This window comes from Pigmentiphaga sp. (genome assembly GCF_033795525.1).
Lineage (GTDB): Bacteria > Pseudomonadota > Gammaproteobacteria > Burkholderiales > Burkholderiaceae_B > Pigmentiphaga.
On the sequence record NZ_JARYGM010000008.1, the window covers coordinates 14,814 to 39,844 of the forward strand.

General features: G+C 65.3%; 23 protein-coding genes and 1 pseudogene. 16 read left to right on the top strand and 8 right to left on the bottom strand.

The features are described 5' to 3' along the window. Nucleotides 1–32: 32 nt before the first annotated feature. From QHC78_RS16440 to QHC78_RS16465, 6 genes are all read left to right on the top strand, one after another. Nucleotides 33–998 carry a Bug family tripartite tricarboxylate transporter substrate binding protein gene (locus QHC78_RS16440; RefSeq protein WP_319746434.1) on the top strand — a complete coding sequence of 322 codons (966 nt, stop codon included), beginning with the start codon at nucleotides 33–35 and terminating at the stop codon, nucleotides 996–998. Between the two features lie 113 nt (nucleotides 999–1,111). Next, nucleotides 1,112–1,990 (top strand): fumarylacetoacetate hydrolase family protein, encoded by an 879-nt coding sequence (locus QHC78_RS16445; protein WP_319746436.1) that lies wholly within the window; start codon nucleotides 1,112–1,114, stop codon nucleotides 1,988–1,990. A gap of 5 nt (nucleotides 1,991–1,995) precedes the next feature. Next, nucleotides 1,996–2,970 carry a cupin domain-containing protein gene (locus QHC78_RS16450; protein WP_319746437.1) on the top strand — a complete coding sequence of 325 codons (975 nt, stop codon included), beginning with the start codon at nucleotides 1,996–1,998 and terminating at the stop codon, nucleotides 2,968–2,970. A 49-nt stretch (nucleotides 2,971–3,019) separates the two neighbouring features. Then, a complete protein-coding gene (locus tag QHC78_RS16455; protein ID WP_319746439.1) occupies nucleotides 3,020–4,018 on the top strand; it encodes a LysR family transcriptional regulator in 999 nt (332 codons plus the stop codon). Between the two features lie 111 nt (nucleotides 4,019–4,129). After that, nucleotides 4,130–5,098, top strand: coding sequence for a Bug family tripartite tricarboxylate transporter substrate binding protein (locus tag QHC78_RS16460; RefSeq protein ID WP_319746441.1), 969 nt, complete (start codon nucleotides 4,130–4,132; stop codon nucleotides 5,096–5,098). A 65-nt stretch (nucleotides 5,099–5,163) separates the two neighbouring features. Then, complete coding sequence (locus QHC78_RS16465; protein WP_319746442.1) at nucleotides 5,164–6,360, top strand: FAD-dependent oxidoreductase; 1,197 nt, start codon at nucleotides 5,164–5,166, stop codon at nucleotides 6,358–6,360. Between the two features lie 10 nt (nucleotides 6,361–6,370). Here QHC78_RS16465 and QHC78_RS16470 read toward each other — a convergent pair whose 3' ends face one another. After that, nucleotides 6,371–7,168: an IclR family transcriptional regulator domain-containing protein gene (locus QHC78_RS16470; RefSeq protein WP_319746444.1), complete on the bottom strand. Its 798-nt coding sequence runs from the start codon at nucleotides 7,166–7,168 to the stop codon at nucleotides 6,371–6,373. 157 nt (nucleotides 7,169–7,325) lie between these two features. Between QHC78_RS16470 and QHC78_RS16475 the strand changes: the two genes are divergently transcribed. The 6 genes and pseudogenes from QHC78_RS16475 to QHC78_RS16500 all read left to right on the top strand — a co-directional run. Next, nucleotides 7,326–8,597, top strand: a complete 1,272-nt coding sequence (locus QHC78_RS16475; protein WP_319746446.1) for an SRPBCC family protein — start codon at nucleotides 7,326–7,328, stop codon at nucleotides 8,595–8,597. Then, nucleotides 8,597–9,085, top strand: coding sequence for an aromatic-ring-hydroxylating dioxygenase subunit beta (locus tag QHC78_RS16480; protein WP_319746448.1), 489 nt, complete (start codon nucleotides 8,597–8,599; stop codon nucleotides 9,083–9,085). Before QHC78_RS16475 ends, QHC78_RS16480 begins: the two co-directional genes overlap by 1 nt. 94 nt (nucleotides 9,086–9,179) lie before the next feature. Further along, the gene (locus QHC78_RS16485) at nucleotides 9,180–10,157 is read left to right on the top strand and encodes a Bug family tripartite tricarboxylate transporter substrate binding protein (RefSeq protein ID WP_319746450.1); all 978 of its coding nucleotides are present in this window, start codon (nucleotides 9,180–9,182) and stop codon (nucleotides 10,155–10,157) included. Nucleotides 10,158–10,233: 76 nt separating this feature from the next. Then, nucleotides 10,234–11,142, top strand: a complete 909-nt coding sequence (locus tag QHC78_RS16490; RefSeq protein ID WP_319746452.1) for a DMT family transporter — start codon at nucleotides 10,234–10,236, stop codon at nucleotides 11,140–11,142. An 882-nt stretch (nucleotides 11,143–12,024) separates the two neighbouring features. Continuing rightward, entirely contained in the window at nucleotides 12,025–12,219 is a 195-nt protein-coding gene (locus QHC78_RS16495) for a hypothetical protein (protein ID WP_319746454.1), read from the top strand. A gap of 35 nt (nucleotides 12,220–12,254) precedes the next feature. After that, nucleotides 12,255–12,377 (top strand): annotated as a pseudogene (locus tag QHC78_RS16500) (VOC family protein); the annotation flags it as partial. A 14-nt stretch (nucleotides 12,378–12,391) separates the two neighbouring features. Here QHC78_RS16500 and QHC78_RS16505 read toward each other — a convergent pair. Further along, nucleotides 12,392–12,709: a hypothetical protein gene (locus tag QHC78_RS16505; RefSeq protein WP_319746456.1), complete on the bottom strand. Its 318-nt coding sequence runs from the start codon at nucleotides 12,707–12,709 to the stop codon at nucleotides 12,392–12,394. Nucleotides 12,710–12,744: 35 nt separating this feature from the next. Then, complete coding sequence (locus QHC78_RS16510) at nucleotides 12,745–13,200, bottom strand: DUF2501 domain-containing protein (protein ID WP_319746457.1); 456 nt, start codon at nucleotides 13,198–13,200, stop codon at nucleotides 12,745–12,747. A 253-nt stretch (nucleotides 13,201–13,453) separates the two neighbouring features. Between QHC78_RS16510 and QHC78_RS16515 the strand changes: the two genes are divergently transcribed. After that, nucleotides 13,454–14,944, top strand: coding sequence for an MDR family MFS transporter (locus tag QHC78_RS16515; RefSeq protein WP_319746459.1), 1,491 nt, complete (start codon nucleotides 13,454–13,456; stop codon nucleotides 14,942–14,944). Nucleotides 14,945–15,221: 277 nt separating this feature from the next. Then, nucleotides 15,222–15,608, top strand: a complete 387-nt coding sequence (locus QHC78_RS16520) for a DUF4168 domain-containing protein (RefSeq protein WP_319746461.1) — start codon at nucleotides 15,222–15,224, stop codon at nucleotides 15,606–15,608. A 52-nt stretch (nucleotides 15,609–15,660) separates the two neighbouring features. On the opposite strand, the gene QHC78_RS16525 is transcribed toward QHC78_RS16520, so the two are convergent. From QHC78_RS16525 to QHC78_RS16535, 3 genes are all read right to left on the bottom strand, one after another. Next, nucleotides 15,661–16,506: a peptidoglycan DD-metalloendopeptidase family protein gene (locus QHC78_RS16525; protein ID WP_319746463.1), complete on the bottom strand. Its 846-nt coding sequence runs from the start codon at nucleotides 16,504–16,506 to the stop codon at nucleotides 15,661–15,663. A 61-nt stretch (nucleotides 16,507–16,567) separates the two neighbouring features. Next, nucleotides 16,568–17,275 (bottom strand): glutathione S-transferase, encoded by a 708-nt coding sequence (locus tag QHC78_RS16530; protein WP_319746465.1) that lies wholly within the window; start codon nucleotides 17,273–17,275, stop codon nucleotides 16,568–16,570. Between the two features lie 43 nt (nucleotides 17,276–17,318). Continuing rightward, nucleotides 17,319–18,323: a zinc-dependent alcohol dehydrogenase family protein gene (locus QHC78_RS16535; protein ID WP_319746467.1), complete on the bottom strand. Its 1,005-nt coding sequence runs from the start codon at nucleotides 18,321–18,323 to the stop codon at nucleotides 17,319–17,321. A 130-nt stretch (nucleotides 18,324–18,453) separates the two neighbouring features. Here QHC78_RS16535 and nhaA point away from each other — a divergent pair, with 130 nt between their 5' ends. Further along, entirely contained in the window at nucleotides 18,454–19,827 is a 1,374-nt protein-coding gene (gene nhaA, locus QHC78_RS16540) for a Na+/H+ antiporter NhaA (protein WP_319746469.1), read from the top strand. Between the two features lie 40 nt (nucleotides 19,828–19,867). On the opposite strand, the gene putA is transcribed toward nhaA, so the two are convergent. Together putA and QHC78_RS16550 are read right to left on the bottom strand one after the other, a co-directional pair. Beyond that, complete coding sequence (gene putA, locus QHC78_RS16545; protein WP_319746471.1) at nucleotides 19,868–23,674, bottom strand: trifunctional transcriptional regulator/proline dehydrogenase/L-glutamate gamma-semialdehyde dehydrogenase; 3,807 nt, start codon at nucleotides 23,672–23,674, stop codon at nucleotides 19,868–19,870. A 54-nt stretch (nucleotides 23,675–23,728) separates the two neighbouring features. Then, nucleotides 23,729–24,418, bottom strand: coding sequence for a metallophosphoesterase (locus QHC78_RS16550; RefSeq protein WP_319746473.1), 690 nt, complete (start codon nucleotides 24,416–24,418; stop codon nucleotides 23,729–23,731). 114 nt (nucleotides 24,419–24,532) lie between these two features. Here QHC78_RS16550 and QHC78_RS16555 point away from each other — a divergent pair, with 114 nt between their 5' ends. After that, entirely contained in the window at nucleotides 24,533–24,877 is a 345-nt protein-coding gene (locus QHC78_RS16555; protein WP_319746475.1) for a hypothetical protein, read from the top strand. Nucleotides 24,878–25,031: the final 154 nt, after the last annotated feature.

The window sequence follows — 25,031 nt, forward strand, 5'->3', positions numbered from 1 at the left end:
ATCACGACAATAATGAATGAGGAGACGGTTCCGTGCGCAATTTCATATCGTTCGTACTGTTGGGAGCATGTCTTGCATCGCCCGCCGCGCGCGCGGCGGAAACGTGGCCGGTAAAACCCGTGAGGCTGATCGCCGCGGCAGCGCCGGGCGGCACCACCGACCAGCTGGCGCGCATCATCGGGCAGCACCTGAGCGAGAAGTTCGGCAAGCCCTTCGTCGTCGAGAACAAGGGGGGCGCGGGAGGCGGCCTTGCCGCGCAGTTCGTGCAGCAGGCCGAGCCCGACGGCTATACCTTGCTGGTCACCAACGACCAGTTGTCGATGAAGGCCAGCTTCGAGACCAAGGTCGAGTACGACGCCATCGGCGGCTTCAAGCCGGTATCGACTATCGTGCGCGGGCCGGTGGTCATGGGGGTGGGCAAGGACGTGCCGGTCAATGACTTGCAGGGATTGGTCAAGCTCGCCAAGGCCAAGGACTCCCGCCTGGCCTTCGGGTCCTGCGGCAGCGGGACGATCCTGCACCTGGCCGGCGAACTCCTGAACCTGACGGCGGGCACCCAGATCACCCACGTGCCCTATCGCGGCTGCGCGCCCGCCATGGTCGATGTGCTGGCGGGCCAGATCCCTATGTTCGTCACGGTGCTGGGCAATGCCGCCCCCTACGCGAAGGAAGGGAAGGTCAAGATGCTGGCGGTGACCTCGCGCAACCGCCTGACGCAGTTTCCCGAGGTGCCGACGGCGCGCGAGGCGGGGCTGGGCGAACTGGTGGCCGAGCCCTGGTTCGGCGTGCTGGCGCCCGCCAAGACGCCGGATGCGATCGTCAACCGCCTGGCCGAGGAGCTCAAGGCCTTTGTCGAGGACCCTGCCGTCGCGGCGCGGCTGGAGGAGATGTACCTGGCCCCCGAGGCCAACGGCCCGGAGCGCTTCGCCACGATCATCAAGGCGGATATCGACAAGTGGAGCCGCGTCGTCAGGGAGGCGAAAGTAACGGTCCAGTAGATCCGACCCAGCTTTCTCTTTTCGAGATGGCTCGTATCTCGCACCTTGTGGCGGGAAGGTGGCACTGATTTAATCCCTCGCATCAGAAAATTCATTGCGAGGGGACCTGGATCATGAAAGTGCTGCGGTTCAACAACGGACGCCTGGGTATTTCCGATGGCGTCAAAGTCGTCGATGTGACCGACCGGTTCGGCGGCGAGGAATGGCCGCCGGTGGGTATCAACCGCCTGATCCGCGATTTTTCGCAGCACCGCGCGGCGTTTGCAGCACTGCTGGCTTCCAGCGACGGCGTGCCGGTCGATGCCGTCCGGCTGGAGACCCCGGTGCCGTGGCCCAACAAGCTGATGGCCTATCCGGTCAACTATCACGACCATGCCAAGGAAATGGCGTCCAAGGGCCTTGCCAGCGTGCAAGGCTACTTCCTGAAGGCCAACTCGTCGCTGACGGGGCCGCAGGATGCGATCGAGCTGCCAGCCTTGTCTGGCCGCGAAATCCATCACGAATGCGAGATCGCGCTGATCATCGGCAAGGAGGGGCGCCAGGTCGCCCCGGAGGATGCGCTGGACTACGTATTCGGCTATGCCTGCCTGATGGATATGACGATCCGCGGGCGGGAAGAGCGCGTGTTCCGCAAGTCCTACGACACCTTTACGCCGGTCGGGCCGTGGATCGTCACGGCCGACGAAGTGCCTGACCCGTCGAACATCGACATGAAGCTGTGGGTCAACGGCGAGTTGCGCCAGCAGGCCAATACGCGTGACTTGATCGTCGATATTCGCAATATGGTGTCGATCGCGTCCTCGGCCTCGACGCTGTATCCCGGGGACATCATCGCGACCGGTACGCCGGCCGGGGTGGACAAGGTCCTGCCCGGCGATCGGGTCAAGATCGACGTGGCGCATGTGGGCAGCATGTCGCTGCAGGTCGTCCAGGGCGACAAGGGCGCCAATGTCGTGTTTGAAAAGCCCTACGAGTTCGTCCGGGCGGAGTAGGAGCCATGGCTGACCATACCGATGCCCTGGGCCGGATTAGCGCCACCACCAGCCTGGAAGAAATCTATCCGGTCCTGGCCTCGCTGCACGCGACGCCGGGCTGGCACAAAAAGCGTCCGTCGCTGTGGCGCGAGCCTCGCACCGAGTTCACGCCCCGGCACTGGAGCTACGAGGTGTGCCGCGCCGCCATCGACCAGGCGGGCCAATGGATCTCGACGGAGCTGGCCGAGCGGCGCAACACGCTGCTGTTCAATCCCGTGGGCGACAACGATTACGATACGGTGCGCACCCTGGTGGCGGCCTACCAGATGATCAAGCCGGGCGAGTACGCGCGGGCGCACCGGCACAGTCCGAACGCGATGCGGCTGGTGCTGGATGCGGGTCCGGGCTGCTACACGGTGGTCGATGGCGTCGAGCTGCCCATGCAATCGGGCGACTTCCTGCTGACGCCCGGATGGTGCTGGCACAGCCATTACAACGAGGAGGGCGCCGGCGCGAACGCCTATTGGATCGACTTCCTCGACGTGCCCCTGGTGCATTTGCTGGAACCCATGTTCTTCGAAGAGCATCCTCAGGGCTACCAGCCCGTCGACTCCCGTGCTGCCGAGCATGACTGGTATTTCCCTGCCGCGCGGACGGGGCCGCAGCTGGCCGCCCAGCCGGAGCACGGCGGCTTGCGCCGGCTGGTGCTCGATACGCAGGCGCATATTCCCACCGTGGAGATCTCCTACCTCGGGCTGGCGCCGGGCAGGAACGTCGAATTTCCTGCCGATACCGCCAGCCGCATTCTGGCGGTGACGCAGGGGCAGGGCGTGGCGCGCGTGGGCGACCTGGACATCGCCTGGAAGCGGGGCGATGTCATCGCGGTGCCGAGCTGGACCGGGTTTTCGCTGTCGGCCGATGGACAAGGGCAGATGCTGGAGGTGTCCGACAAGCCCGTTCTCGAGAAACTGGGACTATTCCGCGCCCAGCGGCGCTAGCGCCGTTTCGTGCCGCAGGCAGCGCGCTTACTCCTTCAGGGGCGTCGACTTGTTTTTTGAAGATTTGTCAGCCTTTATCGCCGTCGCGGAGCGGGGCAGCTTTTCCCGCGCCGCCGTGGAGCTGTGCATTGCGCAGTCGGCGCTGAGCAAGCGGGTCCGGCGCCTCGAGCAGCGCACCGGCGCCGCGCTGCTCGAACGGCGTGCCCGCGGCGTGGTGTTGACGCCTGTCGGCCAGGTCTTCCTGCAGCGAGCGCTGGCGCTGGTCGACGAGGCGAACTACCTGGAGCGGCACTTGAGTTCGGCCATCCAGACGCCGGCGGGCGAGGTCAGTATCGCGCTGCCGAGACGGTCGGCGGGATTGATCGCGCCGCGGATCGTCGAACGATGCCGCCTGGAAATACCGCGCGTGCGCCTGCAATTGCTGGAAGGCACGGCGGCCAACGTGCATGGCTGGATGGTACGCGGCGAGGCCGACGTCGGCCTGACCTACAACCCGGACCTGGGTACAGGCTTTCGCGTGCTGCCGTTCATGTCGGAGCGCCTGGTGCTTTTTTCGTCGCCGGGCCTGGCTCACCAGCATTTCGGCCTGGACGGACCGCCAAGGGCATGTGCGGTACAGGACCTCGCACGGCTTCCGCTGATTCTCCCGCGCAAGCCGGATGTGGTGAGGGTACTGGTCGAACGGCTGGCCGCCGGGCATGGTTTCCGCCCGAACATCGTGTTCGAGGCCGACGGTTTGTCGACGATACGCGGCATGGTCGAGTACGGGCAGGGAATGGCGCTGCTCAGCCTGAGTACGTCATGGAACTATTCGGTGGAGCAGGGACGGCTGGTGTCGGTTCCGTTCTCTTCTCCATCGGTGAGCTGGAAGCTACATCTGGCCCACAGCCTCAAGGCGGATGGCAGCGCCGCCGTGAGCCGGGTGTTCGACATCGTACGGCGTGAAGCGATCTCGCTTCTGGACGCCGGCGCGTGGCCGTGCGCCGAGCGGCTTCTGCCCGATCCCGGGATTGGCCAAGAGGAGGACGGCGCAATGACCGACCGCTGACCGGCCGGCCCGGCGCTTCATCCATTTTCAACACACTGCCTTGTCGCGCCCATGCAGGCGCGAGGGGCCCCTTTGTCCGCTTTGTGACGCAGAACACTCGAGGAGACTCCAATGAAACCTATCACGTTGACCGCATGCATCATCGCCGGCGCCATGTCCGCTACCGCAGGCGCCGCAAGTGACTTTCCCAGCAAGCCGATCAAGCTGATCGTTCCGTTCTCGCCCGGCGGCCCGACCGATACCGTCTGCCGCATCATTGCCAACAAGCTGTCGTCCGTACTGTCGCAGGCCGTCGTCGTCGACAATCGCGACGGCGCCGGCGGCGCGATCGGCGCCCGGGCCGCGGCCAGCTCGCCGCCCGACGGCTATACGCTGTTCTGCGCCAGCACCAGTACGCTCGCCATCCTGCCTGCCTTGAAGTCCAACCTGGGCTACGACCCGGTCAAGTCGTTCACGCCCATCGCGTTGACGGGGTCGTCGCCCTTGGTCATGGTGGTCAGCAATAAACGGCAGTTCAAGACGGCGGCAGAGCTGATCGCATTCGGCAAGGCCAATTCCGGAACGTTGAACTACGGGTCCGCCGGCGTAGGCACGCCGCCCCATCTGGCGGCCGAGCTTTTCAAGTCCATTACGGGCCTGAACATCACGCACATTCCCTACAAGGGCGCCGGCCCCGCCTTCAACGACCTGATGGCCGGGCAGATCGACGTGCTTTTCGCGGCTACGTCCATCATGTCCACCGCGGACAAGAACCGCGTCACCCCGCTGCTGGTGACCGCGCCCGCACGGTCGAAAAGCGTGTCGGATATCCCGAGCGCCGCCGAGGCCGGGCTGCCCAATCTGTCATTCAGTTCCTGGAACGGCGTCGTGGCCCCCAGCGGTACGCCACAGCCCGTCATCGACGTGCTGAACCGGGCCGTGAACCAGACCATTACCGATCCTGCGGTCCGGCGCGACCTCGAAAAGCAGGGGTATGAGGTCGAGGCGCTGGACGCCGCGCAGTTCCAGGCTTTTGTCCGGACGGAGTTCGAGAAAATGACCGCCATCGTCAAGCGCCTGGACGCAAGTGTGCGCGATTGAGCCGAACCTCTCCCGCCCCGTCCGTGTTTCGCTATCCATCCATGCCGGAAACTGGAGTCTGATTCATGTTGTTAAGGTCTGAAGCTAACTGCCTTGTCGCCGGCGCCGGTCCGGTCGGGCTGACCCTGGCGTACCTGCTGGGGAAAAGCGGTGTACGCGTCACCGTCGTGGAAAAGGAGGCCTCGCTGCAGAAAGACTATCGGGCCTCGACCTTCCATGCGGCCACGCTGGACCTGCTCGAGCCCTATGGCATCTCCGAGCCCCTGGTCGCGATGGGCATCCAATGCCCGGTCGTGCAATACCGGACGTGGGCCGATGGCGTGATCGCCACGCTGGACCACGCGCTGATCGCCGGGGAAACGCGCCATCCCTACCGCCTGCAATGCGAACAGTTCAAGCTGTCGGAATGGCTGCTGCAGGCCTTGCAGGCCATGCCGAACGTCGAGGTCCGGCATGGCGAGGAACTGGTCGGCTTTACGATGACCGACGAGGCTGTGACCGCCACGATCGGCGCTGCGCCGGGGACGCGGAAGGAAACCTTTTCCTACCTCGTGGGGGCGGACGGCGGGCGCGGCGTCACGCGGCGCATCCTCGATATCGCGTTCGAGGGGTTCACCTACCCCGAGCGCATCCTGGTCCTGGGTACGCGCACCGATTTGCCCCGGCTCATCCCGGGGCTGGCCATGGTCAACTATGTCGCCGATCCGGAGCATTATGCGCATATCCTGCGCATCCCGGATATGTGGCGCCTGAGCCTGCCGTTGACGGAGCAGGTCGACGACGTCCAGGCCTTGGACAGCGACTATATCCGTTCCCGCGTGGAGCCTTTGATTGCCGGCTTCGACGTGCGGGATATCGCGGTGAAGAAAGTCTATGCGGTCCATCAGCGGGTCGCCGCCGCCTATGGCAAGGGCCGGGCATTGCTGGTGGGCGATGCCGCGCACTTGAACAATCCCAAGGGCGGCATGGGGCTGAACGGCGGCCTGCACGATGCCGTGAGTCTGTTCAGGCATTTATCGGCGCATTGGGGCGACCCCGCCACGGTGCTGAAGCAATATGAAGCGCAGCGCCGGCCGGAGGCGATCCAGGCTATCCACAAGCATACGCAGGCCAACTACAACGCCTTGAAAGGAGTGGGCGTCCAGCGGGCGGAGCTGGTCGAACGCTGGGTAGCGCTCGAGCGCGACAAGGCGGCACAGCGGCAATTCCTGCTCGATGCCTCCATGCTGTCGTCCTTGCGGCGTTGCGGCATGCTGGAGTAAGAGCCGGCTTTCACCCGAGCCGGGAGCGGGCCCACTGCTGGTTGCGCAGCATCGTGGGCAGCAGCTTCTGCACCATTTCCGTGGTCGTCATGCGTTCGGCCCGGGTCGAGATACTCATGGCTGCCACCGTTACCCCCGCCTGGTCGTACAGGGGGACCCCGATGGACCGCACACCCAGTTCGATTTCTTCGTCGCAGGTGTAGTAGCCCTTGTCGCGGCCTTCGTGCAGCAGCTGTTCGAGTCCGCCTAGCGTGACGACGGTGTGCGGGGTAAGGGACAGCATCGGCGCCTGGGAGACGAGCGCGGTCCACTTTGACCGAGGCATTTCTCCCATCAGGGCCCGGCCCGCCGATGAGCAGTAGAGCGGCAGGCGCGACCCCGCGACCAGCCCCACGCGCATGGTGCGCCGCGCGGTCGAGCGCGCGGCAATGAGGACATTGGCGCCGTCCAGGACACAGAGGGTTGCCGATTCGCGAGTCCGTTCGCTCAGTGCATCGAGCGCCGGCTGCAGCATCCTGGGCAGGCGCGTCGAGGCCGCATAGGCGTAGGCGATGCGCAAGGCGCCGTGTCCCAGCCAGAAAAACTTGCCGTCGGTTTGCGCATAGCCCAGTTCGCATAGCGTAAGAAGACAGCGGCGGGCGGCCGCCGGGCTCATGGCGGTGCGCCGGGCCGCTTCGCTGATGGTCATGCGCGTATGAGCGGAATCGAAGGCCTCGATCAGACGCAAGCCCTTGGCCAGGCCGCCGATGCGGTCCCGATCGGCGGGCGCTGCTCTGGGCACGGCCATGCGGGTAGAAGCTCGGGACATGAGGGACGGTCGGTGCACTGGAAGGAGCGGGCCTTACCAGCATACCGTTTTCGTCCGGCCATGGCGTCTTTTTTGCGATATGCGCAAGAACGGCTTCTTGCTGCACCGCGAGCGTCGGCACACTCGCCGTGTCGCAACCCTGCAGAAGAGAGAAGCCATGAACGCCGCAGAGCCCATGAGCCATATGGCGCAAGCGCCGTCTTCGACCCGCCGGTGGCCCGCAGCCGGATACACCAGCGCGCCTTACTGGGTCTTCACCGATCCCGAAATCTACGCCCGCGAGCAGGCGCGCATATTCCGGGGCCCCGCCTGGCACTACCTGGGCCTGGAGGCCGAGGTACCGGACCCCGGCTGTTACAAGACCACCTACATCGGCGAGTCGTCGGTGCTGCTGACCCGTGCCAACGACGGGTCGCTGCACGCCATGCTGAATCGCTGCGCCCATCGCGGCAACATGATCTGCCGCGAACCTTTCGGTACGGCCAACAAACTCTATTGCGTCTACCACGCCTGGAGCTACACGCTGGAAGGGGACTTGTCGCGTGTGGCGTTCCAGCGCGGCCTGCACGGTGAAGGCGGGTTGCCGCGCGACTTCGACCCCGCGCACCATGGCTTGCGCAAACTGCGGGTGGATACCCTGTGCGGGTTGGTCTTTGCCACGTTTTCCGACGAGGTCGAGCCGCTCGAGCAATGGCTGGGCGAGATCGCCCACGGTATACGGCGCGTGTTGCGCCGGCCGCTCAAGGTGCTGGGTTACGACACCCAGCGCATCCATGCGAACTGGAAGGCCTACCACGAGAATCCCCGTGATTCCTATCACGCAAATATCCTGCATACCTTCTACGGGACGTTCGGGCTTTCCCGCCAGTCCCAGGAGTCGGCCATGGTGCTCGACGGCTCGGGGCGCCATGTGTATTTCTATACCAAGGCCGGCACAGAGAAGAACGGCGACGACTACAAGGAGACGGCTTCCGCGCTGCGTTCTCACAACGACAGCCTGCGCCTCGAAGACCCGGGCATCCTGAAATGGCATGACGAATTCGGCGACGGGATCAGCGTGCAGATCCTGACCGCCTATCCCACGTTCGTGCTGCACCAGATCGCCAACAACCTCGCCACGCGGCAGCTGCTGCCCAAGGGGCCGGGGCAGGCGGATCTGGTGTGGACGTACTTCGGCTTTGCCGACGACGACGAGGAAATGACCCGCGTGCGGCTGGCCCAGACCAATCTCGCGGGCTCGGCCGGCATGATTTCCGTCGAGGATGCCGCCGTTTGCGAGATGATGCGCCGGGCCATGGGGGACGGGCAGGAAGGCGAATCCTTCATCGAGATGGGGGGGCGCGACCTGGAAAGCGGCGGCACCACCAAGCTTTCCGAGCGCGCCATCCGCAACTTCTGGCACAACTACCGCGTCGACATGGAGCTGTGATGATCGTTTCCCTGCCTTCCGAATCGTTTTTCCGGCCTGTCGAGAACCTGGTCTACGAATGGGCGCGCGCCATCGACGAGAACCGCGTCGAAGACATCGCCGAACTGATGACGCCTCATGGGCGCTACACGGTGACTTCGCGTTTCAACAGCGACCGTGGTTTGCCGCTGGCCGTCATCGATTGCACCAGCGCCGCGCAGCTGCGCGACCGCATCAAGTCCATGCGCATCGCCAACGTCTACGAGCCGCAGCACTATCGCCACATCATTTCGGGCGTGCAGATCATAGGCGAGGAAGACGGGGCGTTGGCCGTGCGCTCCAACTACCTGGTCGTCCGCACCATGGAGCTGGATGGAGACATGGCGATTTATTCCTCCGGACAATGCCAGGACCTGGTCGACGTCTCGGGCGACCGGCCCCGCTTCAAGCGCCGCCGGATCCTTTATGACTCGCGCATTATCGAAACGCTGATGGTGATCCCGCTGTAGCGGACTCGCTTCCGAAGCGCGCCGCGGCCCGCGGTGCGCTTCGCTTCATTGCTCATAACAACCAGATCGCTTCGGCGCTCAAAAGGAGACAAGCATGATTGCAATAACGAGGGCACTCGCGTTTTCCCTGCTGCTGCTTCCCATCGGAGCGCCGCAGGCGCAGCCGCAGACCTATCCTTCCAAACCGATCAAGATAGTCGCGCCTTATCCGGCGGGCGGCTACTTCGATACCATGGCGCGGGCCCTGGGCAACCGCATGGGGCAGCTGCTGGGGCAGGTCTTCGTCGTGGAGAACCGGGCCGGAGCCAATGGGCTGATCGGTGCGCAAGCGGTGGCTACCGCGGCACCGGATGGGTACACGCTGCTGTTGGGCGGCATCGGCCCCAACGGCACGAACGTCGCGCTATACGACAAACTGCCGTACAACCCCGAGCGCGACTTCGCACCCATCGTCCACATTACCAACTCCCCCTGTATCCTGGTGGTCAACCCGGATCTTCCCGTCAAGAACGTCGGCGAACTGCTGGCGATGATACGGCGCGAGCCGGGCAAGCTGTCCTATGCCTCGGCCAGCGTGGGCAGCAGCCAGCATCTCTTCGCGGAGCTCTTCCTGGCCGAGACCGGTACCCGGATGACGCATATCCCCTACAAAGGCAGCAATCCTTCCGTCGTCGCCGTGCTGTCGGGCGAGGTGCCTGTCTCGTTCGGCATTGCCGCGGACGTGATCGAGCATGTCAAGTCGGGGCGCCTGCGGGCGCTGGCGACCACCGGCGCCCGGCGTATTGCGCAACTGCCCGATGTGCCGACCATGGCCGAGGCCGGTGTGCCCAACCTGGTTGCCAACGCCTGGTTCGGCTTGTACGCGCCCGCGGGCACACCCGAGAGCGTGATAGACCTGCTGCATGAGAAGGCCCGCATCGCCCTGCAAGACCAGGATGTGCGGGACCGCGTCAGCGCCAACGGGGCCGCGGAAGTGGTTGCCGGGAGTCCCCAAGAGCTGCGGGCGTTGCAGGCCGGCGAGATCGCCCGCTGGACCCGGCTGGTCAAGCAGGCGAAGCTGACCGCGGAGTAATCCCGACTCCGGGGGCGGGGAGGGTCATTAGCCACTATGATAGGAGCCCCAGTCATGACCCTGTCGGTGCTCTCCCTTGCCTGTCGCCGCGTTCTCTGCCCGCCAACCCGCGATCATCCGAGGAATCGGGAGCGTTCTGCTTGGCTGCTTTTGCCTGACAGTCAGCGACAGTTTCGCCAAATGGCTGGGTGAATACTTCTCGCCGTTGCAACTGGTATTCATGCGAGGGTTGATCGCAGTGCCCATCGTGGCAGTGATCGCGCTGTGGGCCAGCGGCCGTCCCGCCTTGGTCACCCGGCATCCATTCCTGCACTTGGCCCGTGGCGCCATCAACGTCGGGTCGGCTTTCTGCTTCTACCTGAGCCTGGTCCATATTCCGCTGGCCGAAGCGACGGCCATCGCATTTTCCGCGCCGCTTTTCGTCACGCTGCTGTCGGCGTTCGTCCTCAAAGAGCGTGTAAGCGTCGGAGCCTGGTGCGCAGTCCTGGCCGGCTTTGTCGGCGTATTGGTGGTGGTGCGGCCCGGATTCAGCGGATTCCACCCGGCGGCGATCCTGCCGGCGCTGGCTGCGGTCGGCTACGCGGTCATGATGCTGAGCGCGCGTCGCATCAGCGCCCGCGAGAGCCTTTTGACCACGGCGCTGTACATCGTGCTGGCGCAGGTCCTTGCCAGCGCGGTACCGCAGTTCTGGGTATGGCAGCCGATAGGCAAGGAGCAGTTCGCCGGAATGGTCGGTCTGGCCGTGTTCAGTACGCTCGGCCTGACGTTCATCACGCACGGCTTCCGGTTGGCACCGCCCGCGGTCGTCGCCCCCTTCGATTATTCCGGGCTGCTATGGGCCGCGCTGTTCGGCTGGATATTCTGGGGCGAAACCCTCGACGCGTGGACTTATGCCGGTGCCGCCCTGATCGTGGCCAGCGGCATCCTGGTCGTCTCGCAAGCCCCCGCTCCCGCGAAGGAACGATTGCCGCGCGAGCCGGTATGACAGCACATCTCCGTGGCGTCGCTTTCGCGTGTGATACCCACCGGCGCGGTCTAGCGTCCCGGTAGCGGGTATCCGCTTATCTCCATTCAACCGCATGGCCCTGCACCGCAGAGCCGACCTTGTCACGCGTATTCCGGTCGAGCAAGCCGCTGGGCGGCTTGCTTGACAGCCGGTAAGTCGGGGCGGATGCCTGGGCTACCCGGATGGCGGAATTCGCGGGCTGCGGCCGGGTCGTTCACAGGGACGTGTAGCGTCCGCCTAACATATGAAGTTCAGCTCATAATTGCGAATAAGCGCAGGATCATGTAACGTCATTAGCAATTAGAATCAATTGGCGCACTGGTATGGACCCTTTCCATGAGCAGGGGCGGGGAAGACCACGGCTACGAGCGTTTTTCCGCGTCATGATCGCTTTCTTGCTGGTGTGTTTCCTGAATGCCGCCATCCTGCGTCTGGCTTGCCATTCCGCAGGGGTGCCGGAGTCGCGGCTATTGTCCGGCCTCGCGGTCGGCTGCCTATAGAAAACCTATGCCGGTGGGGCGCGCGGGGAGGAATACCCCCGGGCGGGGCGGCCCGGGAGCGCAGCAGAACGGCGGTTGCCGTCCCGGTTCGGGATGGTCTCAGGCGGAGTCTTGTTTTTTGCGCTTGCGCTCTACCGTGTAGACCACCAATAGCGCGCAGGTGACCCAGACCAAGAGGACTTCCAGCAGCATGGGAGCGATCCAAACGTCATTGTCACGGGAATGTCAAATGATAGTTGGTACTCGCATCCCGGCCAATTGATAAAGATAAATGGCCCGATAGGATTTGCGCGGCCGCAACGGTGGCTGTTGCGGGAATGGCGCTTGCGCCGGGAAGCGCTCTTTGTCAGGAGAGCGTGAAATGAGCGATACCAAACCCGCCGAATCCGGCCGCCTGGGCCAACCCGACACCGGGGCGCACGCCAAGAAGCAGGGCGACAAGCTGCGGAGCCGCAGCGCCGATCCCGGGCAAAGCAGCTATGGCGGCTTCAAGGGAGAAGACTCCCGGCGGCAAGTCCAGGACCTGGGAGACGACAAACCCAAAGACCAGCGCTAGGGCGGCGCCGGCGGCGTACCGGCCGGCACCGCACCGCCGCCGCTGGCCGCAGCAACGGCCCGCCCGGCCTGCGCCCCAAATACCATGCGCATTACTACGCCGCTTTCGTGCTCGATCCGGACGGATACAACATCGAAGCGGTGTGCCACCTGGCCTGACCCAGGTTGGGCGCCTACGTCTTGCCGGCAGACGAAAACTGGATCACGTAGCTTTCGTCGAACGAGATCGCGTCGCCTGCCGCCATGCCGTCGAAGGTAGCCGCGCCATTGCTGAAGCCGGTGATGTCCGCCGTGAACTCGAGCGATACCCGTTCGCGTATGGTGGCGGTGACCAGCACGGAGGGATCGGCCGCGCTGCGCAAGCTCACCGTACTGCCGATACGGTGGCGCGCGTCGGCAAGGGAGTCTTCGACGGGCAGCGGCTGCGGTTCTGCAGCGCCCGGCGGCACGTTGCGCCGTTGCATCAGTTTGCTGGCATCGTGGTGTCGCATGATGACCTCCGGAATGTCGACGAGCTTTGCCCGGCCTAGAGCAGCGACTGCCCGTACTTCAGCACCTGGTCGCAGACTTTTTCGGTCAGCTGCTGCTTGAGCCCGCCACCGCCGAGCTCTACCTTCTTGCCGCTGTTGCCGCCCAGGATGCCGCTCAGCCCTTCCTGGTAGCCGGGATCGGACTGCGCTTGTTGCTCGCCGCCGAGTTGGCCCAGGATCTTGTCCTTGACGGATGAGGCACCGCCGCCGAGGTAGTTGTTCTTGGCGCAGTACGTCAGCACGCCCGCGATGTTGCCCGACCCTACCGATCCCAGAGAGGGAAGGGACGAGCCTCCCAGTCCGCCCAGTATCGAATCGCCCGCTGAGCCGGCCGATTGCTGGCTGCCGCCCAAGGCACCCTTGACGGAGTCCAGGAGCTGCCCGTGGGCCGTGGGAATTCCAAGCAGCAGGCTCAGCGTGAGCACGGCGGCATGGGGTTTTGCGATCGACATAGATATCTCCTAGGTTGCAACGGTGGGTTCGAGTCGGGCATGGGCCGCTTGCGGTACATGCCGCCCAAGCGTATACCAGGACGACGGCATGGGCCAGTGCCGAGGGGCGGGCCGGCGCCGGCGGCGGCACTGCGGCCAACCGGCGCGGCGGTTCCTGACAAACGGCTGACTGGCTTCGTTTCCGGGATGGCGGCCGGTGCTCTACACTCCTCCGGTTGCGCCGCCGGCTTCTCTTTCGCTACGGAATTCCATCGTGTCTGCTTCTGCATCGCAGTCCTCGCGCCGTCCCCTCGTTATCGCTTCGGTGATGGCTTCCATGTTCATGATTGCAATCGAGGCGACCATCGTTGCGACGGCCATGCCCCAGATCGCGGCGGATCTCGGAGGACTGAAGCTCTACAGCTGGGTGTTCGCGTCATTCCTGTTGACCCAGACCGCCATGACGGTCGTGTTCGGCAAGCTGTCCGATATCTACGGCCGCAAACCCATCATGCTGGCCGGTATCGCGATGTTCCTGCTGGGTTCGGTGCTGGCGGGATTCGCCTGGTCCATGCCGTCGATGATCGTTTTCCGGCTGATACAGGGCATAGGGGCGGGCGCGATCCAGCCGGTAGGCATGACCATCGTCGCCGATCTGTATCCGGTGCGGGAGCGCGGCAAGATCCAGGGCTACCTGGCCAGCGTGTGGGCGGTTTCCGCGGTCATGGGGCCCATGCTGGGCGCGCTGATCATCCATCAGTTCTCGTGGGCCTGGATCTTCTGGATGAACGTGCCCGTCGGGATCATCGCAGCGGCGGGCTTTGTGTTCTTCCTGCAAGAGCGCCGGGAGCGCCGCCGGACGTCCGTGGACGTACCGGGCGCGCTGCTGTTTACGGCCACGGTCGCGGCCTTGATGATCGCGCTGACCGATGCAGGGGACGGGCAGGGCGCCCGGGCAGGGGCCGCCGCAGTGGCTTTTGCGGTCTGCCTGGTCCTGTTCATCCTGCGTGAGCGCAGGGCGGCCGATCCCGTGGTTTCGTTCGCGCTCTGGGCACGGCGGCCGATCGCCGCGGCCAACGCCGCTCTGCTGTTGGGCAGCATGGTGATCATGGGGCTTACGACTTTCCTGCCGATGTACGTGCAGGGCGTTCAACATCGCTCGCCAGTCGTGGCAGGCCTGGCATTGACCATGATCATGCTCGGCTGGCCGGCGGGATCGACGCTGGCGGCCAAGGTATTTCCGCGCTACGGCCTGCGCAACATCATGATCGCGGGAAGCCTGCTCGTTCCGCTGGGGGCCTGTGCCTTCCTGCTGCTGGCGCCCGGCAACTCCCCGGTCCTGGCCGGCGCCGGCTCGCTGGTAGTCGGATTCGGCATGGGCTTCATGGGCGTGTGCTCGCTGGTACTGATCCAGGAAATCGTCGACGTGTCGGAGCGGGGGAGCGCCACGGCTTCGAACATCTTTGCGCGGAACCTGGGAAGCACCCTGGGCGCTACGGCGCTGGGCGCAGTATTCAATTTCGGTCTAGCGCGTGCGACCATCGACGCGCCCATCACGTCCGAGCAATTGAAGCAGGCGCTCGAGTCGGCGGCCGGCGCGAGCCCCGCCATTGAACTGGCCATGCAGCAGTCTCTGCACATGACGTTCTGGGCCGTGCTGGTTATTTCTCTGCTGGTCATGATTGCAACGGTCTGGATTCCGCCGACGTCCATCGGGCGAGCACGCCAGCCGGCCGCGACGGACCCGTCCGCCGGCATGCATTGACGCCGCCTGCCGCGCATTCATACGCCACCAGATGTAAGCGGGCCTCGGCCGGCACGGCGGCCCATCCTAGGCGCATGGCGGAATAGGCGCGCGTACCGCACAGCGGGGATTCCCGCCGCCTGCAGGCTCATCCTTGCACCGACGGAGCGGGCCTCGCCCGGTCCGGATGTTACGGCGTGTGAGGCCGGCCACGCGAGTGCGCATACACACGGCTACCTGCTTCCCCCGGTTCGTTTGGCACCATGGGACCACGACGAACCGAGTGGAGATTGTTGTCATGAAACGCACTTACCTTTCCGCCCTCGCGGCCTGCATGTTTGCGATGAGTTCGGCAGCGCTTGCGCAGGCGCCCGCCCAGGCGCCCGCTCCGGCGCAGGGCGCCGCCCCCGCGCCGATGGCTCCGGCCACCAATGTCTCGGACGAGCAATTGCGCAAGTTCGTCAGCGCAGCTCAGAAGGTCGCCATGATTTCGCAGGAGTACACGCCGCGCCTGCAGTCCGCGCCTGACTCCGCCTCGCAGCAGCAGGTGCACCAGGAGGCCGACGAAAAAATGGTCGACGCTGTCCACCAGGAGGGTTTGACCGTGGATGAATTCAACGGTATCGGCCAGGCGCTGGAGCAGAATCCCGATCTGGCCCAGCGTGCACGCGGCATGGCCAAATAACGGCATGCACACGGTAGCGCGCGCGGCCCGCTGCAGGGCCGCAGCGCGCTGATCAGGGCTTGAAGGCGCCGATGAAGATGGCCGGGTCCACGCGTGCGTCGTTCAAGCTGACATTCCAGTGCAGGTGCGGGCCGGTGGCGCGGCCGGTCGCGCCCACCCGCCCCACGGCTTCTCCGCGGGCCACTTCCTGGCCGGGCTGCACGGTTATTTCCGATAAGTGGCAGAACATGCTGACCAAGCCTTGCCCATGGTCGAGGAAAACGGTCTTGCCGTTGAAAAAATAGTTGCCGACAAGGATGACCCTGCCGGCAGCAGGCGCCTTGACCGGCGTGCCGGCCGGCACGGCGAAGTCGAGTCCCGAATGCGGATTGCGCGCTTCGCCATTGAAGAAGCGGCGCAGGCCGAACGGGCTGGACAGCCGTCCGCCTTCCACCGGCCTGTCGAACATGACATTGCTGGGACCGTGAGGACGGAAGGCCCGGTAGGCGGCCAGCTGTTCTGCAGTTTCTTTTTCGATGCGGGCGAGATCGGCGGGGTCGGGATTGACCTGCCGCTTATTCTTCAGCTTGATGTGCTGAGCCGCATAGACCTTGTCGCGGATCTCGAAGGCCACCGTACGCGATCCGGCCTCTTCCTGGATCACGATGCGCTGAGCGCCGGGCTTGGTATCGAGCGGAATGCCCACCACCGAAAGCCATTGTCCCGTATCGTCGCGCAGCACCATCGTGCGGCGGTCGCGGTAAGTCACGACCGGGGCGACCGGGGCTTCTCCCAGCGGCACAACGGCGACTCCCCCGGGGACGGGCTTGTTCAGCAGGCGGCTGATGAAGCTTTCGGCCTGGGCCGGCAAGGCTGCGCAGGCGGCCATCAAGAGCAGGGTACGGACAAGGGACGGCATGGGCAGGCTGGTGCACGAGAATGCCCAAGGGTACCGGTATTGAGGCAGCGCGACAATCGGCTTAGTTGCCGTCCAGTTCCTGGTAATGCCGGAATATCCCGTCGCCCCAGGGCAGACGCCGGCCGCTCGACAAATACGCTTGCAATTCCGGCAGCTTGCTTACCCGCTCGTGCAAGGACATCACTTGAGGAAAGGCGCGCGCCAAAGTGCTCATCCGCTTCGGGAAGGCATAGAGCAAGCCGTCGACCACGTGATAGAGCGACAGGTCGGCGTAGGTCCACCGGCCGCTATCCGTGATCCAGCCGCGGTCCGCCAGCACGCGTTCGAAATAGCCCAGGAACTTCGGCATGCGTTGGCCGCGGAAGTGCTCGGCGCGCCGCAAGGCCTCGGTCTTCTGCTCTTCATAGTAGAGCTCCGAGGCGATGGGATGGTGGACGTCGTGGGCTTCGGCCACCATGTCGGCAATGGTGAGCTGGATCTGGTTGACCCAAAGGCGGCCGGCCAGGTCGGCGGGGGCCAGGCCGTGGCGCTCGCCCAGGAACAGCAGGATGTTGGCCGTCTGCGCAATGGTCAGGTCGCCGGCAACCAGGTAGGGGGGTGCGAAGGGCGGATGGGGCCGCGGCGCCGTCATGTCGGCGACCAGGCCGGAAGCCTCGGTGCCGGGCTCGCGCGCGCAGTCCCGATAGGCAATACCGCCTGCTTCCAGCGCCAGCCGTACGAATTCCCCCCGTCCGGGAATGCCGTCCCAATACCATAGTTGATAGCTCATGTCCGTTTCCTGTGTAGTCGAACGCCGGCCTGCCGGCCGCGGGCTAGAACTCGAGGCACAGCTTCCCGAAATGCGTCTGGCCGGCCTCGTGGCGAAACGCGTCGGCAAGCTGCTCCAGCGCAAAGCGCCGGTCGACGACCGGCCGCAGCCCTATCGTCTCGATGGCGCGCACCATGTCCTGCTGCTGCCGGCGGTTGCCGACGATCAGTCCTTGCAGTCTTGCCTGCTTGGCCATGAGCGCGGCGGTCGGGACTTCGCCGCTGCCCCCGGTCAGTACGCCGATGAGCGAGATATGTCCCGCGATTCGTACGGCCTTGATGGACTCGGCCAGCGTACCGGGCCCGCCCACTTCGATGACATGGTCCACGCCGCCCCCGGTGATCCGCCGGACGGTCTCCCCCCATTGCGGGTCCGCTTTGTAGTTGATGGTGTGGTCGGCGCCGAGGGAACGGGCGCGCGCCAGTTTTTCGTCGGACGAGGAGGTGATGATGACCCGTGCGCCCATGGCCTTGGCGAATTGCAACGCGAATATCGAGACGCCGCCGGTGCCCAGGGCCAGCACCGTATCGCCAGCCTTGAGCCGGCCGTCGCCGACCAGCGCGCGCCAGGCGGTCAGCCCCGCGGTGGTAAGCGTGGCGGCTTCCGCATGATCGAGGTTTTTGGGGGCATGGGTGAACCAGTGCGCGGGCCGGATAACCACTTCGCGCGCGTAGCCGTCCACGCCGTCGCCCGGTACCGTGGAGAAATCGCCCACCTGGGCTTCGCCGTCCAGCCAATGCGGGAAGAACGTCGAGACGACATGGTCTCCGGTCGAGAATTCCGTGACCTCCGGGCCTACCGCTTCAACCACGCCCGCGCCGTCGGCCATCAGGATGCGGCCTAAATACCGGGGATCGGTACGCTGGGCAACCAGGTAATCATGGTAGTTGAGCGAACTGGCATGCACCCGGACACGTATCTCGCCCGGGCCCGGCGTGCCGGGGTCGGGCAGGTCCATTAATTTGAGATGATCGAGCCCGCCGGGGGCTCCGAGCGCGACGGCTTTCATGAAACAGCTCCTTTACGCGGATGTGGCGACGTCATTCATATAAAATAGCGCCGGGTGCTCCTGCTGTATACGCCAGGAGCAGGTTTGTGACATCGGTCGGGCCGCCGGTGTCGGCTGATTGCGATATGCCATGACCCGACACACTTCCCCGCGTCCCGTACCTCGTGCACAGGCGCTCGCCGCCAAGGCGCTGCTCACCCTCGAACGTTTCCTTCATATCGAAGCCGTCAGCGGCATCGTATTGCTTGTGGCGGCGGCTGCCGCCCTGATCTGGGCCAATTCCCCCTTCGCCGCCAGCTACCATGCGCTCTGGCATGCTCCGCTCACCTTCGGCATCGGCGACTACGTCGTCTCGCAGTCGTTGCACTTCTGGATCAACGATGCCTTGATGACCGTTTTCTTTCTGGTCGTGGGCATGGAAATCCGGCGGGAAATCCACGAGGGCGCATTGGCGAGCCTGAGGCTGGCCGCCTTGCCGCTGGCCGCCGCGCTGGGCGGGGTCGTCGTGCCGGCACTGATCTACCTGGCGGCAAACGGCCAGCCGCCGCAGAGCGACGGATGGGCCGTGCCCACCGCAACCGATATTGCGTTCGCGGTGGGTGTGCTCGCCTTGCTCGGCAAATCCATACCGGGCAACGTACGGATCTTCCTGCTCGCGCTGGCCATCATCGACGATATCGTCGCCGTGCTGATCATTGCCGCCTTCTATTCGGGCGGGCTCGATTACAGCGGCTTGATCGTGGCGGCCATCGGCATCCTGCTGGTCCTGGCGCTGCGGGCAATAGGCGCAGGATCGGCATACGCCTACGTCTTGCCGGGAGCCGTGCTGTGGTTCGGCTTGCTCAAGACCGGCGCGCACCCGACCCTGGCTGGCGTCGTGCTGGGCCTGATGACGCCCGTCATGCCGACCCGCAGCAATGAGCATCCCGTGGATATCGTCCAGCGCGTGACGGACTTTTTGACGCGCTCCGGCACGGCCGACATCGATCGCGCTGCCGGGCAGATACGGGACCTGCGCTGGGCGCAGCGCGAACTGCTGGCGCCCGTGACGCGAGTCCAGATGGCCCTGCATCCGTGGGTCGCCTATGGCGTGATGCCGCTTTTTGCCCTGGCCAATGCCGGTGTCAGCCTGGATGGCGTCGATTTCGGGCAGCCAGGCTCGGTACCCGTGATGCTGGGAATATTGGTGGCCTTGGTGGTGGGCAAGCCGGTGGGCGTGGTGGCGATGAGCTGGCTCGCGGTACGGCTGGGTTGGTGCGCGCTGCCCCCGGGTCTGTCATGGGGGGGCGTGGCGCTGGTGGGTTGCCTGGCGGGCATCGGTTTCACCATGTCTATCTTCATTGCGACACTGGCCTTCGCTGATCCCAATATGCTGGGGGCCGCCAAGCTGGGAGTATTGCTCGCTTCCTCCACGGCTGCGGTCATCGGTTTGGGGTTCGGGAAATTCTACGCAGCGCGGATGAAGCGCCTCAAGGCGACCGCGGGTCCCGCTGCGCCGGCTTGAGCCGGTCCGCCCGCCGCGGCGCCATGCCTACGCTTGGTGCTTACGACATGGCCAGCAGGGTGGCATTGCCGCCCGTCGCCGTGGTGTTGATGCTGATGGATCTTTCTACGAGCAACCGGTGGAGCGGGATATTGGCATCGCCGGGAGCCAGGTCGACCACTGGCACGATGGCTCCTTTGCGCGCAGCGAGTTGGCGCGTGATGCCGAGCAGCCGGCTGCCCGTGGCGTGGACTATGGCGACGTCGGGCGTGGCCGTGGCGAGGTCGACGAGGAAGATATGGGCCGCAACCTCGGTGGGCAGCGACGTCCGGAGCGAGGCAGTCGTTTCGCTCGAGGGCCAGAGGACGTGGCCACCCACCGCGAGGCTCGCCGCCAGCTGCGCCAGCATGTCGGACGTCTCGTCCGCGATGCAAAGGATTTTTTCGCGAGGGTGCAGCGCGTAGACGTCGAGCTGACCGGTCGGCCCGTCGAGGGTGATGGCTCCGGGGCGGGGGGCTGTCGTAGCCAAAGAGGCGCAGCGCCGTGCGAGCGCGTTCATGTTCCGGTCCTCCGCCCATGCCTGCAGCGCGTCCAAGGCACCCGCGTGGGGCCGCCGGGGCTGCAGCCAGTCAGGCGCGGCGGGATACCCGCCGACCGCTTGCGGCAGCGCGTTCGCGGGAACCGCCGACAGCAGGTGCAACAAGTACAGCGGTCCGCCGGCCTTGGGGCCGGTGCCCGATAGCCGTTCGCCGCCGAATGGCTGCACGCCGACGACCGCCCCGATCATGTTCCGGTTCACATATACGTTGCCGACACGGGACCGCGACAGTACCCGGGACATGGTTTCATCGATGCGGGTATGCAGGCCAAGGGTCAGGCCATAGCCGAGCGCATCGATCTGGTCCAGCAGGCGGTCGAGGTCCGATGCGGCAAAGCGCACGACGTGCAGCACAGGGCCGAAGACTTCGCGGCGCAATTCTCCCGGGTGGGCAAGCTCTATCAGCGCGGTGGTGACGAAATGGCCATGGCGGCATTCGTCCCGGTCCATGTGCCCGCTGCGGAACACCGATTGGCCGACGGACTGCATTTCCGCGATGTAGCGTTCCAGCTCGTCGCGCGCATGGGCATCGATGACGGGCCCCGCGTCGGTTTCCAGGCGATCTGGCAGGCCGATGCGGTATTCGTCCATGCCGCCTTTCAACATAGTCAGAATCCGCTCGGCAATGTCTTCCTGCAGGCAGAGCAGACGCAGCGCCGAGCAGCGCTGTCCGGCACTGTCGAAAGCCGATTCCAGCACGTCGGCCACGACCTGCTCGGGCAGTGCGGAGGAATCGACGATCATGGCGTTCAAGCCGCCGGTTTCCGCGATCAGCGGCACCGCTCTCCCTCCGGCTCCCAACCGCTCCGACAATGTTTGCCGTATCGCGCGCGCGACGGTGAGCGAGCCCGTGAACAACACGCCCTGGACGCGTGCGTCGGCGACCAGCGGCGCCCCGACACGTTCGCCATCGCCGGGAAGCAGTTGCAGTGCGCCGCGCGGGATGCCCGCTGCGTGCAGGATCCGTACCGCCTGGGCAGCGATCAGCGGTGTTTGTTCCGCCGGCTTCGCCAGCACGGTATTGCCGGCGGCCAGCGCGGCGGCGATCTGCCCGGTGAAGATGGAAAGCGGAAAATTCCACGGGCTGATGCAGGCGACGATGCCCAGCGGGCGGCATGAGCCATGAGCCAGGCCGGCGCGTGCCTGGGCGGCGTAGTAGCGCAGGAAATCGACGGTTTCGCGGACTTCGCCCAGCGCATTGGGAAGCGTCCTGCCGGCCTCTCTCACGAGCAGCGCCATCAGGGCGGGGCCTTCCGCCTCGATGCCGGCCGCCGCGCGTTCCAGTATGGCGGCCCGTTCCGCGGGCGCGGTCTCGCGCCATAGGGCAAATGCGTGGCCGGCACGGTCCAGCGCGGTATCGATATCCGCGCTGGAGGCCTGCTGTACATGGCCTACGAGGTCGCCGGCGTGCGCGGGGTTACGGATTTCGGTGCGTGGTCCTTCGTCCACGGCATCGTCCAGCATCGGCCGCGCCGTCGCAACGGTGCGCGCAGCGCCCTCCAGGTGATGCGCCAGCTGCAGCAGGCTGGACTCGTCGCTCCAGTCCATGCCGCGCGAATTGGCGCGCCGGCCCCGGTACAGGTCGCGGGGAAGCGGAATGCGCGGGTTGGGCGTGCCGGCGACACCGCTCACGGCCGCCGTGTCCCGAGTAATGGCCACGGGATCTTCCAGCACCGCGTCGAGCGGCAGGCTCCGATCCGCGATGCGATGGACGAACGAGGTGTTGGCGCCGTTCTCCAGCAGCCGGCGGACCAGGTAAGCCAGCAGGGTGTCGTGCGGACCGACCGGTGCATAGATGCGGCAAGGCCGGCCGAGTTTTCCATGCTCCTCGGCACCGACCACCTGGTCATAAAGCGGTTCGCCCATGCCATGCAGGCACTGGAATTCATATTGCCCGGGCCGGAAGGTGCGCGGGTCGGCCATGGTGTAGATCGCGGCCAGCGTATGGGCATTATGGGTGGCGAACTGCGGGAATACCGCGTCGGGCGCGGCCAGCAGTCTGCGGGCGCAAGCAAGATACGCGATATCGGTATGCGCCTTGCGGGTGTAGACCGGATAGTCGTCCAGGCCCTGGACTTGCGCCAGCTTGATTTCGGCGTCCCAATAGGCTCCCTTGACCAGGCGGACCATCATCCGCCGTCCGCTGGAGCGCGCGAGGGCGACGAGGTGGCCGACCAGCGCCAGGCTGCGCTTCTGGTAGGACTGCACCACGAACCCCAGCCCATGCCAGCCTGCCAACGAAGGTTCGGCGCACAATCGCTCGAGCAAGTCCAGCGACAGGTCCAGGCGCGCGGCTTCTTCGGCGTCGATATTGATACCGAGCTGGTAGTCCCGGGCGACGCGCGTCAATGCCAACAAGCGCGGGTAGAGCTCCTCCTGAACCCGGTCCCGCTGGCTACGGGTATAGCGCGGATGCAGGGCGGAGAGCTTGATGGAGATGCCCGGCCGGTCCTGCAGCGTCGCCCCGCGCGACCGCTTGGCCACGTAGTGCAGCGCGTATTCGTAGGCCTGGAAGTAACGGCGGGCATCGGCTTCGGTCATGGCCGCTTCGCCCAGCATGTCATAGGAGTGCGTATAGCCTTTTTGCGCGTGCTTTTCCGCACGCGCCGTGGCCTCTTCGATGGTGCGGCCGGCGACGAACTGTTCTCCCAGCAGGCGCATGGCGGCGTCCACTGCGCGCCGCACCAGCGGCTCACCGCCTTTTTCTACGAGGCCGGCGAAGGCGGCCTGCAAGCCGGTGCGCTGGTGCGAGGCATAGAGGCGGCCGGTCAGCAGCAACCCCCATACCGCGGCGTTGACGAACGGAGAGGGACTATGGCCCAAGTGGGCGGCCCAGTGTCCTTTGCGGATCTTGTCGCGGATCAGCGCGTCCTGTGTGGCGATATCCGGTATGCGCAAGATCGATTCCGCCAGGCACATCAGCGCAATACCCTCCTCGGACGATAGCGAGAACTCCTGCAACAGCAGTTGCGCCTGGCTGGATGCGTCGTCATTCCGGCGGCGCAGGGCCGCCGCCAGCCGGCGGGCGAGGTCCATGGCTTCGGGCGGGCTGCAATCGCGATCGAATGCTTCGAACAGCGCGGCGACCATGTCCTGTTCGGCCCGCCGGTAGTCGGCCGTGATGGCAGCCCGCTCGCCGGTTTGCGGTTCGAGCCGGTTGGCGAACTGCACGAAGGAGGCATAGGTGCTGCCGTCGCCCCCAGGCGTTTCAGGGCGGGGAGAGGGCGGCGGGTCGGTGCCGCCGGTGGAGCGAGGCGTTGTCGAAGTCATGCTGTTCTCCTGGCCCGTTCCCCACCGCGACGCCCAGGCAAGCCAGGCCCGGTCTCAGGAACGAGGCGATGCGACATCCAGCGTGGCCAGGTTCAGCAGCGTGAACCGGCCTTCTTCCATCCAACCTCCAGTATCGATATGGTAGACGTTCCCCAGTACGACGGGCGCTTCCACCGGCGTGTGTCCGACCACCAGCGCTCGCAGGCCAGCCACGCCGCTGGCGTCCTGCCGCTGCAGGCGGTCGCGTGTCCACATGGCGCGATCGCGTGCGGTGCGCCGCAGGCGCAGCGCAAGGCCCAAACGGTTCCAGTCGCGTACCGGACTGTCGGCGTGTACGATGCCGACCGGGCCCGCATGGGTCTCTACTTCGATCGCCAGCGGCAAGCGGCTGAAAGCCTGTGCGAATTCCGGGCGCCGTGCCGGATCCAGCGTAACGAACCAGGCTCCGCCGTTGACCACATAGCTGGCAATGTCCACCGGGTTGCCCTTGGCATAGCGGATGGCGATGTCTTCATGATTGCCTCGCACCGCGTAGAACCACGGCCGGGTCAGCCAATCGAGTGCCTGTTCGCATTCGGGGCCGCGATCCACCAGATCACCGACGCTGAACAGGCGATCGGCAGCAGGATCAAAACCAATCCGGTCGAGCTCGGCGGCCAGGCGCGTAAAGTGACCGTGGATGTCGCCGACGGCGAAATCGCGGCCGCGATCATTGCGTGCATAGCGGGCAAGAAGGGCGGACATGGAGACGCATGTACAGGAACGACGATGCCATGATATTCCTTCCCGCGGCGGCGGCCCATCGGCGGGGGCGGGCGCGCAACTTGCTCCACCATGGTTCCACGACGGGAGGATGTCATGGTCACCAGACAACACACTTTTACCCTGTACGCCGCCAACGGCAGGGTCTATGCACAGAACGTGGCGGGGAAGGTCGTTGACCTGGGAGAACTGCGCCGGGACGGGGAGAGCTACGCCTATCTGCTCGATGCCGACGAGATCCGGGCGGAGGGATTCGACACGCCCGAAGCGGCGTTGCGCGATATAGGAAAGAACATCACTTTTCTATACCTCGACGGCCAGTTCACCGCGCTGCCCGATGTCCGGTCCGAAGTGGTCCTGGACGCGGCGGCCAGCGTCAAAGTCGAACCCAGGAACGATGCCAAGTCCGATACCGAGCGTGTTCCTCCTACCGGCCTTTGATCGAGCCGCGTGGCGGCAGGCCTGCCGATGGGCATGGGGCTTGCTGGCTTGTCGTTCCCAGAACAAGCTGACGAAAGGAGACAGTCATGACACGTCCTTTCCCATCCAGCACTTTCCTCCTTGCCGGTATCCTGAGCCTTGGCGTCTCCGCAGC

Coding starts and splice junctions, on each gene's coding strand:
- QHC78_RS16445 (WP_319746436.1), top strand. CDS start 1,112: ATGAAAGTGCTGCGGTTCAACAACGGACGCCTGGGTATTTCCGATGGC.
- QHC78_RS16450 (WP_319746437.1), top strand. CDS start 1,996: ATGGCTGACCATACCGATGCCCTGGGCCGGATTAGCGCCACCACCAGC.
- QHC78_RS16460 (WP_319746441.1), top strand. CDS start 4,130: ATGAAACCTATCACGTTGACCGCATGCATCATCGCCGGCGCCATGTCC.
- QHC78_RS16465 (WP_319746442.1), top strand. CDS start 5,164: ATGTTGTTAAGGTCTGAAGCTAACTGCCTTGTCGCCGGCGCCGGTCCG.
- QHC78_RS16470 (WP_319746444.1), bottom strand. CDS start 7,168: ATGTCCCGAGCTTCTACCCGCATGGCCGTGCCCAGAGCAGCGCCCGCC.
- QHC78_RS16475 (WP_319746446.1), top strand. CDS start 7,326: ATGAACGCCGCAGAGCCCATGAGCCATATGGCGCAAGCGCCGTCTTCG.
- QHC78_RS16480 (WP_319746448.1), top strand. CDS start 8,597: ATGATCGTTTCCCTGCCTTCCGAATCGTTTTTCCGGCCTGTCGAGAAC.
- QHC78_RS16485 (WP_319746450.1), top strand. CDS start 9,180: ATGATTGCAATAACGAGGGCACTCGCGTTTTCCCTGCTGCTGCTTCCC.
- QHC78_RS16495 (WP_319746454.1), top strand. CDS start 12,025: ATGAGCGATACCAAACCCGCCGAATCCGGCCGCCTGGGCCAACCCGAC.
- QHC78_RS16505 (WP_319746456.1), bottom strand. CDS start 12,709: ATGCGACACCACGATGCCAGCAAACTGATGCAACGGCGCAACGTGCCG.
- QHC78_RS16510 (WP_319746457.1), bottom strand. CDS start 13,200: ATGTCGATCGCAAAACCCCATGCCGCCGTGCTCACGCTGAGCCTGCTG.
- QHC78_RS16520 (WP_319746461.1), top strand. CDS start 15,222: ATGAAACGCACTTACCTTTCCGCCCTCGCGGCCTGCATGTTTGCGATG.
- QHC78_RS16525 (WP_319746463.1), bottom strand. CDS start 16,506: ATGCCGTCCCTTGTCCGTACCCTGCTCTTGATGGCCGCCTGCGCAGCC.
- QHC78_RS16530 (WP_319746465.1), bottom strand. CDS start 17,275: ATGAGCTATCAACTATGGTATTGGGACGGCATTCCCGGACGGGGGGAA.
- QHC78_RS16535 (WP_319746467.1), bottom strand. CDS start 18,323: ATGAAAGCCGTCGCGCTCGGAGCCCCCGGCGGGCTCGATCATCTCAAA.
- nhaA (WP_319746469.1), top strand. CDS start 18,454: ATGACCCGACACACTTCCCCGCGTCCCGTACCTCGTGCACAGGCGCTC.
- putA (WP_319746471.1), bottom strand. CDS start 23,674: ATGACTTCGACAACGCCTCGCTCCACCGGCGGCACCGACCCGCCGCCC.
- QHC78_RS16550 (WP_319746473.1), bottom strand. CDS start 24,418: ATGTCCGCCCTTCTTGCCCGCTATGCACGCAATGATCGCGGCCGCGAT.
- QHC78_RS16555 (WP_319746475.1), top strand. CDS start 24,533: ATGGTCACCAGACAACACACTTTTACCCTGTACGCCGCCAACGGCAGG.